This is a genomic window from Leucobacter chromiireducens, assembly GCF_003917135.1.
Lineage (GTDB): Bacteria > Actinomycetota > Actinomycetes > Actinomycetales > Microbacteriaceae > Leucobacter > Leucobacter chromiireducens_A.
Map to the genome: position 1 here is coordinate 1 of NZ_RPDI01000016.1, position 13,328 is coordinate 13,328.

Sequence of the window (13,328 nt, forward strand, 5' to 3'; positions counted from 1 at the left end):
CGCGCCCACGGCCGCCGCGCGAGCGCTTCCGCTTCGCGTTGGCACCGGTGGACGAGCCCTGGCCTGCGGGGTTGTGGCCGGCCGCGCGCTGCTGCGCGGCCTGCGCCTCGGCACGGCGGCGCTCGGTCTCACGCGGGTCGACGCGCGGCGCAACCTCGCCGATCAGCGACAGCACCTCGGGATCGATGCTCGCCGCGTTCGGGTTGACCGGGCGCGGGGTGACGCGGATCTTCGCCGCGCGCATGATCTGGCGCATCTCGCCGCGCTGCTCAGGCAGCACGAGCGTCACAACGTCGCCCTCGTTGCCCGCGCGCGCGGTGCGCCCGGAGCGGTGCAGGTACGCCTTGTGCTCGACCGGGGGATCGATGTGCACCACGAGCTCAACGCCGTCGACGTGGACGCCGCGCGCGGCGACGTCGGTTGCGACGAGCACTTTCGCCTCGCCGCTCACGAACTCGGCGAGGTTGCGGTCGCGCGCGTTCTGCGACAGGTTGCCCTGCAGCTCGACGGCGGGGATCCCGCGCGCGGTGAGCTGCTTCGCGAGGCGCTTGGCCTGGTGCTTCATGCGGGTGAAGAAGATGCGGCGCGCGGTGCCGGAGGCGAGCGCTTCGATGAGCGCGTCCTTGTCGTCCTTGCCAGCCACCTCGAACACGTGGTGCGTGAGCTGCGGCACCGGAGACTCGGCGGAGTCGACGGAGTGCAGGATCGGGTTGTGGAGGTACTTCTTCACGAGCGCGTCAACGCCGTTGTCGAGCGTGGCGCTGAAGAGGAGGCGCTGCCCAACGCGCGGGGTCTTGTTCAGGATCCGCGTCACGACGGGGAGGAAGCCCATGTCGGCCATGTGGTCCGCCTCGTCGAGCACGGTGATCTCGACTCCGTCGAGCGAGACGAGCCCCTGCTTCATGAGGTCGTCCAGGCGGCCGGGCGCGGCAACCACGATGTCGACGCCGCCCTCGAGCGCGACCTCCTGGCGGCGCTGCGGGATCCCGCCAAAGATGGTGGTGACCTTCACACCGACGGGATCCGCCAGCATCTTGATGGTCTCGGCGATCTGGGTGACGAGCTCGCGGGTCGGGGCGAGCACGATGGCGCGCGGGCGGCTGGGGCGCCGCTTCGCGACGACATCCTCGGCGAGGTTCGCGACGAGGGGGATGCCGAAGGCGATCGTCTTGCCCGAGCCGGTGCGGCCGCGGCCGAGCACGTCGCGGCCGGCCAGGGTGTCGGGGAGGGTGTCGCGCTGAATCGGGAACGGCGCGGACTTTCCGTTCTTCGCGAGCGCGTCGGCGATGGGAGCCGGCACGCCGAGCGAGGCGAACGATGGAGTGGTGTTCTCGGTCACTGGGACCTTTCTGCAGTGATGCAGCGCGCTGCGGACGGATGCCATGCCGAGGGGCGGACGCGGGCTGCGGGAATCGGCGAGTGCGCGGGATCGCGCAGTCGTTCGCCGCGAATGCTCCTGCGGCCCGCGAAACTGGTGCGAGCGGCTGAACGTCAGCGACGCTGGGCGGGAAGAACACGCCCTGAGTGACACAGTCTAGCGCGTGTCGCAGTGAAACCTCGGTGGACCGGGAAATTCTCTGGAATGTCTGCGGTGCGCGGTAGCGTCATCACGACGGCCGAGACTGCCCGGCCGAGCCACACACCACGATCGAACCCATCCACCAGAATCGAACCAACACACGAGAGGGGCGCCGTGTTTCTGCAGCAGCGAACGGACGGTGGCGAGCGCGTCGTCACGAGCGCGAGCGATCTGACAGCGGCCAGCGCGTGCGAGTTTGCCTTTCTCCGGCGCGCGGACGCGAAGTTCGGCCGGGACGTCGTGGTGCCCCCTGACGATGATCCGATGCTGGCTCGCGCCGCGCGGCTCGGCGATGCGCACGAGGAGCGAACGCTCGACGCGTACCGGCGTGAGCTCGGCGCGGGATCCATCGGTCGCGCGGGTGGTGTCGTGGAGATTCCGCGCCCGGAGAGCGTCGGCGAGGCGGACCTCGGCGCGGTCGCGGCGCTCACCGCCTCCGCGCTGGCCGGGGCGGCCGATGTGGTGTTTCAGGCGACGTTCTTCGATCCAGCGCAGCGCAGGGCCGCCGCTGGCGAGATGGAGATCGGCTTCGTCGGCTTCGCCGACTTCCTGCGGCGGACGGTGGACGGCGCGTACGAGGTCGAGGACACGAAACTTGCGCGCCGGGCGCGGGTGAGCGCGCTCATGCAGCTCGCGGCATATGCCGAGCAGCTCGCGCGCATCGGGGTTCCCGTCGAGACGGAGGCCACGCTCATCCTGGGCGACGGCGCACGCTCACGCCACCGCATCGCCGACATCGCTCCCGTGTTTCGCGCGCGCCGCGCGCGCCTGCACCGGCTCATCCTCGATCGTGCGAGCGCCGTCGGACCGGACGGCACGCGCGCGAGTGCGCGGCCCATCGCGTGGGGTACGGACGGGGTCACCGCGTGCGGGCGGTGCGAGGTGTGCGCACCGGAGATCGAGCGCACGCGGGATCCGCTGCTCATCGCGGGCATCCGGGGCACCCAACGTGACGCGCTCCGCGCCGCCGGGCTCACCACGATCGAGCTCGTCGCTGCGGAGCTGCCGCGCGTGGTGGCCGGCGAAACCGTTGTGGCTGGCGTGCGTCAGGCCACGCTCACGAAGCTCGCCGCTCAGGCCGAAGCGCAGGTGGGCGCCGTGAGCGGCGGGCCGCCGCCCGTGCGCGTCGTCGCGCCGGAGGCGCTCGCCGCGATCCCCGAGCCAAACCCCGGCGATCTGTTCTTCGACTTCGAGGGTGACCCGCTCTACCGGGAGCCGGGGGACGCCGGATCCGCGCGCTGGGGCATCGACTACCTCTTCGGTTTCGTTGACGTTGGCGAGCGCTTCACCGGGCTCTGGGCGCACGATCTCGCCGCGGAACGCGCGGCGCTCGAGCGGTTCCTTGCACTCGTTGCCGAGCGCCGCGCCGCGTACCCCGGCATGCGGATCTACCACTACGCGGCGTACGAGCGGACGCACCTCCTCAGCATCGCCGCGCGCCACGGCGTCGGCGAGACCGAGGTCGATGCGCTGCTGCGCGACGACGTGCTCATCGACCTCTTCCCGATTGTGCGCCGCGCGCTTCTCGTCGGGGCCCGCTCGTACTCGATCAAGAAGCTCGAACCGCTCCACATGGGCGACGAGCTCCGCGACGAGGCTGGCGTCACCACCGCGGCCCAATCGGTCACGGAGTACGCCGACGCGACCGCGCAGCTCGCGAGCGCTGATCCTGCGGCGCGGGCCGCCGGCGCGGCTCGGCTCGACGCCATCGCCGACTACAACCGCTACGACTGCGTCTCGACGCTGCGCCTGCGTGACTGGCTCCTCGGCATCGCGCGGCAGCACGGGGTCTCGCCGGCGCCCCGGGCCGAAGCCGACGCGGAGCACCAGTTCGACGTGAGCGGGCTCGCGCAGGCGCTCACCCGGCACGCCAGCCACGCCCCCGACCCGCGCGACCGGGTGGCCGCGGCCCTCGCTGGCAGCGCGATCGATTACCACGCGCGCGAGCGCAAGTCGTTCTGGTGGGAGCACTTCGCACGGCTCGTCGAGCCGATCGAGGAGTGGGCGGACACCCGGGACGTGCTGGTCGTCGACCCCGCGCTCAGCCGCGTCGAGGAATCATGGCATACCCCGCCACGTGGCCGCGTGCAGCGGCGCACCCTGCGCCTCGCCGGGGAGCTCGCGCCGGGCAGCTCGGCAAAGTCCGGCGGCGAGGTGTTCCTGGTGTACGCCGCGCCAGCGCCGTTCCGGGATCCGCGCACCGGCCCTGGCGAGCGCACCGCGCGGCTCGCTCGCGTCCTGGACCGCGACGAGCGGGGCCTCCTCGTCGCGGAGACGCTGCCGCGCGACGCTGCGGAGTACGCCACGCTGCCCATCGCGGTGACCCCGGGGCCGCCACCCAACGAGGGACAGCAGCGGGTGGCCATCGAGGAGTGGGGGCAGGAATACGCCGACGCGCTCGCGGCAGGGTATGAGCTCGCGGACCCCGTCGTTGGGCTTTTGCGCCGGGACCGGCCGCGGCTCACGGGCGGCGTGCCGCTGATCCAGCCGGCCTCCGACGAGGCGCTCACCGCAGGGGGCGGCGAGGAGAGCGCGCGCACCATCGGCGCGGTGATCGCGAGCCTGCGCCGGCTCGACCGGTCGGCGCTCGCCGTGCAGGGGCCGCCCGGCACGGGGAAGACCTACCTGGCCGCGCGCGTCATTCGGACGCTCGTCGAGCGCGACGGTTGGCGCATCGGCGTGGTGGCCCAGTCGCACCGTGTCGTCGAGAACGTCCTCGAGGGTGTGGTTGCGGCAGGACTTCACCCCGGGGCGGTCGGCAAAGTGCCGCAGGGCGGCGCGCTCGCGCCCGACGCCGCGGAACCGCCGTACACCGTGCTCGGGAGAAACGGGCACGGCGCCTTCCTCCGAGACAACGCGGAGCTGGGGCGCGGCTGCGTGGTCGGCGGCACCGCGTGGGACTTCAGCAACGGCGCGCGCTTCCCGCGCCGCGGGCTCGACCTGCTCGTCATCGACGAGGCCGGGCAGTTCTCGCTCGCGCCGACGATCGCGGCATCCGTGGCCGCGCAGCGGCTTCTCCTACTCGGCGACCCGCAGCAGTTGCCGCAGGTCTCACAGGGCACGCACCCCGAACCCGTCGACACCTCCGCGCTCGCCTGGCTCATCGGCGACCACGACACCATCCCGGCCGCACAGGGCTACTTCCTCGCGGAGACCCGGCGCATGCGCCCGGAGCTCACGGAGGTGATCTCCGAACTGTCGTACGAGGGGCGACTCCACGCGCACCCGAGTGCGAGCGCGCGGAGCGTAGACGGCGCGGGGCCGGCCGGCCTCGTGTGGCACCCGGTTGCCCACCGCGGCAACGCGACCTTCTCCCCGGAGGAGGCCGACACCGTGGTCGCGCTCGTGCGTGCCGCGTGCGCTGGCACGCTCACCGAGGGCGCCGCCCAGCCGCGCCAGCTCAGCACGAGCGACATCATCGTGGTGGCCGCCTACAACGCGCAGGTCGAGTGCGTGTCCGACGCGCTCGCTGCTGCAGGGATCGCCGGGGTGCGCGTCGGCACCGTCGACCGATTCCAGGGCATGGAAGCGGCGCTCGCGATCGTCACGCTCGCCGCGTCGAGCCCCGAGGACGTGCCGCGGGGCCTGGAATTCCTGCTCATGCGCAACCGGCTGAACGTCGCGCTCAGTCGCGCGCAGTGGGCCGCGCACCTGGTGTCCTCGGATCGGCTCGGCGATGGCCTCCCCGGCACTGCCGAGGGGCTCGCTGCGCTCTCGGGATATCTCCGCCTCACCGAGCGCGCCGAGGCGGCCATACACTGAGCCCATGAACTCCGTCACCACGAAGCGCGCACGGCGCGCCCTCGACACCCTGTTCGAGGTCCTGTACCCCGGACAGGAGAGTATTCGGGACTCGGCGCAGACACGCCGCGAGGGTCGCGCGTTCGTCGCCGCGCTGATCGCCGGGCTGCTCGGGCTGGTCACGAGCCTCATCGCGTTTCACGGCCCCGTGCCGATCTGGGGCGCGGTGTCGCCGGGCAGCATCGGACTGATCCTCGCCGCGTGCGCCGCCGCAGGCGGCGCCGTGGCCGAGTCCCTCCGCGCGCCGATCCCGCCGGTGCCCGGTTGGCCGCGCGGCGCGGTCCGCGCGCAGGCCATCGTCAACGCGCTCGCCATTGCCCTCGTGCACGCCGGTATCGCGGTCCTCGCGGTGGGGCTCACCATCGCGGTCCTCATGCGCGGCTTCACCGGGCTCGAGGTCGACGCGTTCACGAGCGTCATGATCACCGTGCTGCTCGGCGCGGCAGCAGCGTACGCCGGCACGCTCTCGGGGGGCGAGCTCACCACCTCGCGACTCTCCACACTGTTCGCGGTGTTCATGACCGGCGGCGTGCTCGTCGCGATGCTCAGCACGAGCGACGCCGAATGGTGGCGCCTGCACTTCAGCGAGCTCGGGGTCGGGGACAGCCTGAGCAGCACCGTATTCAACGCCACGCTCATCGTCGGCGGCATGCTCATGGCCTCGCTCGGCTCGCTCATCGCAAGTTCGCTGAGCGTGTGGGCGAGCGCAGCGCCGCCGAGCCGCACCCGGAATGTGCGTCTCGTGCAGCTCGCTTTCGTCGGGGTGGGCATCGGGCTCGCCGGCGTCGGGCTCGTTCCCGTGAACGTCAGCCTGATCGCGCACAACACGTTCGCGACGGGCATGGCGGTGGTCTTCGGCGCCCTCCTCATCGGCCTGCGCTGGATCCTCGACGGTTTCTCCCGCACCTTCCTGCTGTTCTCCGACGTGACGCTCATCGGCATCGCGTTCTCGGCGCTGCTCTTCTGGCCCATCGGCTACTACAACCTGGCGGCGTTCGAGCTCGTCGCCGCTGGCATCATCTTCGCCTGGCTCGTCATCTTCCTCCGCCACCTCGACGCCGCCGTGCCGCACAGCCAGCAGCTCCCCGAACGCGCGGTCGATGCAGGATAACGTGGAGGCATGATGACACCAGGTGGCCCCTTCAAGACCCCGCCGCCGCGACGGCTCCCCGCGTCGCCCGTCGGCCCGCAGCTCGCAGCCTCGGCGCGCTCGCACATCCCCGCCTTCGAGGTCATGCAGATCACCGACGAGGTCGCGCGCCGCCGCGCGGCCGGACACGACATCGTCTCGCTCTGCGCCGGCGAGCCCAGCGCGCGCCCCGCGCCCGGCACGCTCAAGCCGGCCGGCTACACGGGTCCGCTCGGCACCACACCGCTCCGCGAGGCGATCGCCGGCCACTACCGGTCCTGGTACAGCGTTGACGTCGATCCCGGCTCGGTCGCCGTGACCACCGGCTCGTCCGGGGCCTTCCAACTGGTATTCCTCGCGGCGTTCGATCCGGGCGACCGCGTCGCGCTCGCGAGCCCCGGGTACCCCGCCTACCGCAACATCCTCACCGCCCTCGGCGTCCAGGTGATCGAGATCCCCACCGGGCCGGACACGCGCTACCAGCCCACCCCCGAACTGCTCGCGGCCGCAGCCGCGGAGCACGGCGCGCTCGCCGGGCTCGTGCTCGCCTCGCCGGCCAACCCGACCGGTACGATGCTCGGACGCAGCGCGCTCACCGGCCTCGTCGACTGGTGCGTTGCGAACAGCGTGCGCATCATCAGCGACGAGATCTACCACGGCATCACGTTCCCCGAGGCGGGCGATCCCGATCCGCGCGGTGTGACGCTGCGCGAGCTCGACCCGGAGTCGGTGGTGATCAACTCGTTCTCGAAGTACTGGGGGATGACCGGCTGGCGGCTGGGCTGGGCGGTGCTGCCGCAGACGCTCATCGGTCCCGTCGAGGCGCTCGCCTCCAACTTCGCGCTGTCGCCACCCGCGCCAGCGCAGGAGCTCGCGCTCACCGCGTTCACCGCGGAGAGCTACGCGGAGCGCGACGCGATCGTCGCCGGCTTCGCGCGTGCGCGCGCCCTCATCCTCGACGCGGCCCCCGCGCTGAACTGGGGCGCAGCCGCGCCGTCGGACGGCGCGTTCTACTACTACTCCGAGCTCGGGCCGCAGCTCGAGCGCTTCGCGGACTCGTCAGCATACGCCCGCGCGCTCCTCGAACGCGGCGACGTCGCTGTGGTGCCAGGCACCGACTTCGACCCGGTCGCCGGGCACCGCGCCGTCCGCCTCTCATACGCGGCGGGGGAGAGCGCGGTCGCCGAGGCGCTCGATCGGATCCTCCGCTTCCAGGCGTAGCGCGTCGGCGGGTGCGGACGCACCCACCGACGCGCACTGCGCGCCCAGGCCGGACTGCGCGCCCCGGCCCGGCTACTCGCCCGGCTCGAGCCGCCCCGCGCGCGCGTCCCACGCGCGCAGCTCGCCGCTCCGAGCCGCCGGATCGCCGTAGCCACCGCCGCCAGCGGTCTCCACGCGGACGACCGCGCCTGCGGGCAGCACCCTGGACGTCTTCATCGGGTGATCGACGACCGCGCCGTCGGGGTCGAAGACGGTGATGCGCGTCGGGGCGGCCGCCTCGCCTCCGGCGGCGCCAGCCGGCGCGAACCGGGCGTCAGTCTGCTCCGCGTAGAAGGTGGCGTGCTGCGGGTGGTCGAGGATCTCGTACTCGCGCACGAGCCCCAGGCCGCCGTTGTACTCGCCGCGTCCCTGCGATCCCGGTCGAAACTCGGTGCGCCGCACGCGGATGCGGTAGTTCGTCTCGACGACCTCGGTCGGCATCACCCCGACGTTCGACATATAGGTGTCCACGCCGTCGATGCCGTCGCCCGTCGGTGTGGCGCCCGTCCCGCCGCCCACCACGTCGGCCATCACCGAGGCGCGGCCGGTGCGCGGGTGCGTCGATCCGACGTTGAAGCTGAAGAAGGAGACCGTGCTCGACGCGACGGCGCGATCCGGCCAGATCGCCTGCATCGCGCGAATCAGGGTGTCGGCCAGGCGCTGACACGAGTTGTGCCTGATCGACACTGCGGCGGGCGGCAGCGGATTCACGACGCTGCCCTGCGGCGCGGTGATGTCGAGCGTGCGCAGCAGACCATCGTTCGAGCTGAGCCCCGGCGCGATCACGCACCGCACCGCGTAGACGAGGCCAGCGCGCGCGCTCGCCCACGGGATATTCATCGCCCCGGCCGTCTGCGGGTCGCAGCCGGAGAGATCGATGTGGAGCCGGCCGCCACGCTTCTCGATGCGCGCGTGGATGCGGGTCGGGTCGCCGCCGCGGCCGTCGTCGTCGAGCGAGCCCTCGGCTTCGCCGACCCCATCGGGGAGCTGCTCGAGCAGTCGGGTGACCGCGGTCTCGACGGTGTCGAGCATGCGCTCCATCACGGTGAGGAGCACGTCGCGTCCGTACAGTGCGATGAGCTCGTGCACCCGCTCCTCGCCGAGTCTGCATGAGGCGCGCTGCGCGCGGAGATCGCTGAGCGTCGAGAGCGGGTCGCGGAAGTTCTCGGACATCACCGCGACGAGGTCCTCGTTCTCCACGCCCGCGATGGACAGGCGAACGGGCGGGAACACGACGCCCTCGCCGAACAGCTCGGTGAGCTCCGGGCCCTCGCTGCCGGGGTTCACGCCCCCGACGTCGATGTGGTGCGCCGCGGTGCCCGCCCAGGCAATGAGCGCGCCGTCGTGGAAGACGGGGATCACGATGTTGACGTCGGGCAGGTGCATGGCGCCCTGGTAGGGGTGGTTGCAGATGTACGCGTCGTGCTCCTGGATCCGCCCGTCCCAGCGGGCGAGGATCGACTTCACGACGAGCGACATCGCGCCGAGCTGCGCTGGGATGTAGTCGGCCTGGGCGACGAGCTCGCCGCTCGCGGAGAAGATCGCGCAGGAGAAGTCGTCCATGTCGCGGATGATGGGGCTGTAGCTGGAGCGCTTCAGAACGCTGCCCATCTCCTCGGCCGCGGACTGCAGCGCGGCAGCGGCAACCTCGAACGTGACCGCGTCGAGCGCGATCGTCTCAGGGGTGGTGCTGGTGGGGGTCATCGTGACTCCTGCTTTCCTGGTTCCGTGACAACGATGTCGAGCGTGCTGGTGACCGCGCAGTGCTGGCCGGGCAGGATCACCGAGGTGGCGTCCATCTGCTGCACGATGGCGGGGCCGGTGAACTCGGTGCCCGGGGTGAGCCGCGCGCGATCGAGGATGGGGGTGGAGACCGAGCCGAAGCCGGGGAGGAGGACGTCGCGCACGCCGAGCACGGCGGCCTCGTCGAGCGGCTGCGCCGCGATGGGCACCGCGCGTTGCCGGTCCCGGCTCACCTCGCCGGTCGAGGTGAGCCGCACCGTAACGATCTCCACCGGCTCGGCCGAGTTGGCGTGGCCGTAGCGTTCCGCGTGCGCCGCGTGGAAGCGGCTCGGCAGCTCCGCGAGGGTCGCTGCGCTCCAGTCGGGGATCGGGATGTTGAGCTCGAAGCCCTGCCCGCGGTAGCGGCAATCGACCGACGCCTCGGTGCGTACCGCGTCGGCGGCGATCCCATCGCGTGCGAGCTGCGCGGCGGACTCCGCTGCGGTCGCGGCGAACCAGGCGCTCAGCTCGGCCTCGGCGTCGGCGTCCGCGTCGCGGAGCACCGTCTGCGAGCGGTCGATCTTCAACCCGGCGACGAGCAGCCCATCGGCGGAGAACAGGCCGGGCCGCAGCGGGATGATAACGTTCTTGAGCGCCATGTGGTGGAGGAGCATGCCGGCGTGGAGCGGGCCGGCGCCGCCGAAGGGGACGAGGCTGAACTCGCGCGAGTCGAGCCCGCGCTCCACGCTCACCTTGCGCACCGCGCGGATCATGTGCGCGAGGCCGATCGCGAGGATCGCCTCAGCGCCCTCCTCAGGGGTCATGCCGAGGGGCTCGGCGATGCGACGCACGGCCTGCACCGCCAGCTCGCGGTCGATGACGAGGCCGCCGGCGAGCTCACCGGCACCGAGCGTGCCGAGCACCACGTGCGCGTCGCTGATCGTGGGCTCGACGCCGCCGCGGCCGTAGCACGCCGGCCCGGGCACCGCCTTCGCGGAGAGCGGACCCACCTTGAGGCTGCCGGTCTGATCGAGCCAGGCGATGCTGCCGCCGCCCGCGCCGATCGTGTGGATGTCCACGGTGGGGGCGAGGAGCGTGTGGTCCTGGATCTCCTGCACGGTGGTGAACGGGATGGTCGCGTCGCGGAGCAGGCAGACGTCGGTGGAGGTGCCGCCCATGTCGAGGCTGATGAGGTTCGGCTCCGCGAGCGACTCGGCGAGGGCGGCGAGCCCGGCAACGCCGCCAGCCGGCCCGGAGAGCACGAGGCGGTGGGCGTCCTGGCCGGCGCGCGCCGCAGGGACGCTGCCGCCGTTGGACTGCATGACGAGCAGCGGGGAGCTCACGCCGGCGGCCGCGAGCGCCGCGCTCGCCCGGTTCAGATAGTCCTCGACGAGGGGGCGCAGTGCCGCGTTGATCGCGGTGGTCGCGGTTCGCGGGTACTCGCGGAACTCGCGCGCGACCTCGGAGGAGAGGGTCACCGGCCGGTCGGGGAACGCGGCGCGCAGCGCCTCGCCGACGCGTCGCTCGTGCGCGTCGTTCAGGTAGCTGAACAGGAACGAGACCGCGATCGCCTCGGGCTCGGCCGCACGGATCCGCTCGATCAGTGCGGCGAGCTCCGACTCGTCGACAGGGGTGAGGACCTCGCCGGCGGAATCGAGGCGTTCGGTCACCTCGAAGCGGAGCTCCCGCGGCACCAGTTCGGCTGGGCGCTCCGGGGTCAGGCTGTACACCTCCGGGCGGTTCTGCTGGCGGTAGCCGAGCACGTCTCGGAATCCCGCGGTGGTGACGAGCGCGGCGCGGCCGAGCGCGCCCGTCAGGGTGGCGTTCGTCGCGACGGTGGTGCCGTGGCAGACGAGCGCGGTGCGGTCGAGCGGCACGCCGAGCGCGGCGAGCGCGGTCGCGGCGTTCTGGAGCCCGCGCGACGGGTCATCGGGGGTGGAGGCAACCTTTGCCTCGCGCACCTCGCCGTCTGCGCGGCGCGCGATCGCGTCGGTAAACGTGCCGCCCGCGTCGATGCTGAGCGTCCACTGGAGCGTGTTCATCGGGATTCCTCACTGAATGCGGTGGCCGGGCGGGATCACCCGGGTGCCACCATTGTGCGAACTCCCGCGCGGGCCGGGCATGCGTCATTCGACGGATGGGGAGTCGCCGTGCGGCGCGGGGTGATCCGTCATTTGACGGATGAGCGCCGAGCGGATGCCCGAGAGAGTGAGGGGACACGCACGAGCGAAGGAGCCGCGATGCCCGACACCGATTCCGCACCGCACCTGGAACGGCAGGCGGCCGGGACACCAGCACCGCACGGGCACCACACCGCGCCCGTCGCGCTCGTGACCGGGGCGGCCTCGGGGATCGGGCTCGCGACCGCGCGGCGCCTCCTCGCCGACGGCTTCGACCTCGGGGTGTGCGACCTCTCGCCGGCGCTCACGTCGGAGTTCGCGGCCGAGCTCGCAGCCGGGCGGGTGGTCGCCGTCGTGGGCGATACGACGGATGCCGCCGCGCGATCCGAGCTGCTCGCCCAGATCGCAGCCCGGTTCGGGCGGCTTGACGTGCTCGTCAACAACGCGGCGACGGGCGGGGAGTCCGCGGAGGTGGAGCGGCTCAGCCTCGCCGGGCTGCGCCGCACGCTGGAGATCAACGTCGTCGCGGTCGTCGCGCTCGTCCAGGAGTGCATCCCGCTCCTGCGTGCGGCGCCAGCCGGCAGGGTGATCACGCTCGGCTCGCTCTTCGGCGATGAGCCGGTGATCGGGGGAGCGCCGTACTGCGTGAGCAAGGGCGCGATCCACACGCTCACGCGCGTGCTCACGCTCGAGCTGGGCCTGGACGGCATCGCGTGCAACACGGTCGCGCCCGGCTACATCCTCACCCCGATGCACGCCGAGGAGGTGGAGTTTCAGGCGGCAGCGCGCGGAATCACCGCCGCCGAGCGCTACGCCGAGCTGCGCGCAGAGGTGCCCGTTGGCCGGCACGGCACCCCGGACGACGTCGCGGCAGCGGTGGCCTGGCTGGCGAGCGAGGAGAGCGGGTATGTCTCCGGGCAGAAGCTCTCCGTGAGCGGCGGGGTGACGTTCGCATGACCGAGTGCCAGGACTCGCCGGGCCTCGTCATCGCCGGGGCGGCCGACGCCGTCGTGACGGCGCTCGTTGCGCTCGCGGTGGAGCGCGGCTGGCGCGTCGCGTACCTCGGCCACGCGGCGGAGCCGGAGCTCGCCGCGCTCGGCGCGCAGTGCCACGTGCTCCCACCGGGGGATCCCGACGGGGTGGAGTCGGTGCTGTCGCAGCTCAGCTCGCAGTGGCGGCGCGCGCCCGACGCCCTCGTCTACGCCACGCAGATCGACCACGCCGTCGCCGCGGTCACCGAGTCCGTCGCCGGCTGGCGTGAGGTGCAGCGCCAGCTGGGCGCCGCGTTCCTCTTCGCGCAGGCCGGGGTGCGCGAGATGCTGCGGCTCCGCGGCGGCGCGCCGGTGGACGACGGTGCCGTGCTGTTTCTCGGTGACGCCTCGGCCAGCCGGGGGATCGCGGGGCTGCCGCGCGTCTCGCCCGGCGCCGCGGCGGCCGGACTCGCGGGAATGACCAGGCAGCTCGCGGTGGAGTGGGGCCCGTACGGCGTGCGCGTGAACCTCCTGCGCGTCGGGCACGTCGCCGGCGACGGCCAGCCGCCAGCGAGCGTGACGCAGCGCCTCCCGCTCGGCCGCGCCGGCACGCCCGAGGAGATCGCGGCGGCTTGCTACTATCTGATCAGCAGGTCCTCCTCATACATTACGGGCGTCGCGCTCGCAGCAGATGGCGGGTTCCTCGCCACCTGATGGTGCGTTGGTGAGGGCACGAGGACCGGGGG

8 protein-coding genes are annotated in these 13,328 nt (G+C 72.5%); 5 read left to right on the forward strand and 3 right to left on the reverse strand.

Annotated features, from left to right (window positions below; genetic code table 11):
* Positions 1 to 1,384 (reverse strand): DEAD/DEAH box helicase (locus EGM46_RS09005; protein WP_431194073.1); only part of this gene is annotated, 1,384 nt, incomplete at its 3' end.
* Between the two features lie 309 nt (positions 1,385 to 1,693).
* Between EGM46_RS09005 and EGM46_RS09010 the strand changes: the two genes are divergently transcribed.
* From EGM46_RS09010 to EGM46_RS09020, 3 genes are read left to right on the forward strand one after another with little or no spacing between them, the layout of a single operon-like run.
* Positions 1,694 to 5,341, forward strand: coding sequence for a TM0106 family RecB-like putative nuclease (locus tag EGM46_RS09010; RefSeq protein WP_241156262.1), 3,648 nt, complete (start codon positions 1,694 to 1,696; stop codon positions 5,339 to 5,341).
* A gap of 4 nt (positions 5,342 to 5,345) precedes the next feature.
* Entirely contained in the window at positions 5,346 to 6,491 is a 1,146-nt protein-coding gene (locus EGM46_RS09015; protein ID WP_125099828.1) for a hypothetical protein, read from the forward strand.
* A gap of 9 nt (positions 6,492 to 6,500) precedes the next feature.
* Complete coding sequence (locus EGM46_RS09020; RefSeq protein WP_125099829.1) at positions 6,501 to 7,730, forward strand: pyridoxal phosphate-dependent aminotransferase; 1,230 nt, start codon at positions 6,501 to 6,503, stop codon at positions 7,728 to 7,730.
* Positions 7,731 to 7,802: 72 nt separating this feature from the next.
* On the opposite strand, the gene EGM46_RS09025 is transcribed toward EGM46_RS09020, so the two are convergent.
* Positions 7,803 to 9,473: a hydantoinase B/oxoprolinase family protein gene (locus tag EGM46_RS09025; RefSeq protein ID WP_125099830.1), complete on the reverse strand. Its 1,671-nt coding sequence runs from the start codon at positions 9,471 to 9,473 to the stop codon at positions 7,803 to 7,805.
* On the reverse strand, positions 9,470 to 11,533 hold the full coding sequence (locus EGM46_RS09030; protein WP_125099831.1) for a hydantoinase/oxoprolinase family protein: 2,064 nt from the start codon (positions 11,531 to 11,533) through the stop codon (positions 9,470 to 9,472). The genes EGM46_RS09025 and EGM46_RS09030 overlap by 4 nt, the downstream gene beginning before the upstream one ends.
* Before the next feature lie 198 nt (positions 11,534 to 11,731).
* Here EGM46_RS09030 and EGM46_RS09035 point away from each other — a divergent pair, with 198 nt between their 5' ends.
* Positions 11,732 to 12,568: an SDR family NAD(P)-dependent oxidoreductase gene (locus EGM46_RS09035; RefSeq protein ID WP_125099832.1), complete on the forward strand. Its 837-nt coding sequence runs from the start codon at positions 11,732 to 11,734 to the stop codon at positions 12,566 to 12,568.
* Entirely contained in the window at positions 12,565 to 13,296 is a 732-nt protein-coding gene (locus tag EGM46_RS09040; protein ID WP_125099833.1) for an SDR family NAD(P)-dependent oxidoreductase, read from the forward strand. The genes EGM46_RS09035 and EGM46_RS09040 overlap by 4 nt, the downstream gene beginning before the upstream one ends.
* Positions 13,297 to 13,328: the final 32 nt, after the last annotated feature.

Excerpts from the sequence above, each read along its gene's own strand:
- EGM46_RS09025 (WP_125099830.1), bottom strand. The coding sequence starts at position 9,473 with ATGACCCCCACCAGCACCACCCCTGAGACGATCGCGCTCGACGCGGTC.
- EGM46_RS09040 (WP_125099833.1), top strand. The coding sequence starts at position 12,565 with ATGACCGAGTGCCAGGACTCGCCGGGCCTCGTCATCGCCGGGGCGGCC.
- EGM46_RS09020 (WP_125099829.1), top strand. The coding sequence starts at position 6,501 with ATGATGACACCAGGTGGCCCCTTCAAGACCCCGCCGCCGCGACGGCTC.
- EGM46_RS09030 (WP_125099831.1), bottom strand. The coding sequence starts at position 11,533 with ATGAACACGCTCCAGTGGACGCTCAGCATCGACGCGGGCGGCACGTTT.
- EGM46_RS09015 (WP_125099828.1), top strand. The coding sequence starts at position 5,346 with ATGAACTCCGTCACCACGAAGCGCGCACGGCGCGCCCTCGACACCCTG.
- EGM46_RS09035 (WP_125099832.1), top strand. The coding sequence starts at position 11,732 with ATGCCCGACACCGATTCCGCACCGCACCTGGAACGGCAGGCGGCCGGG.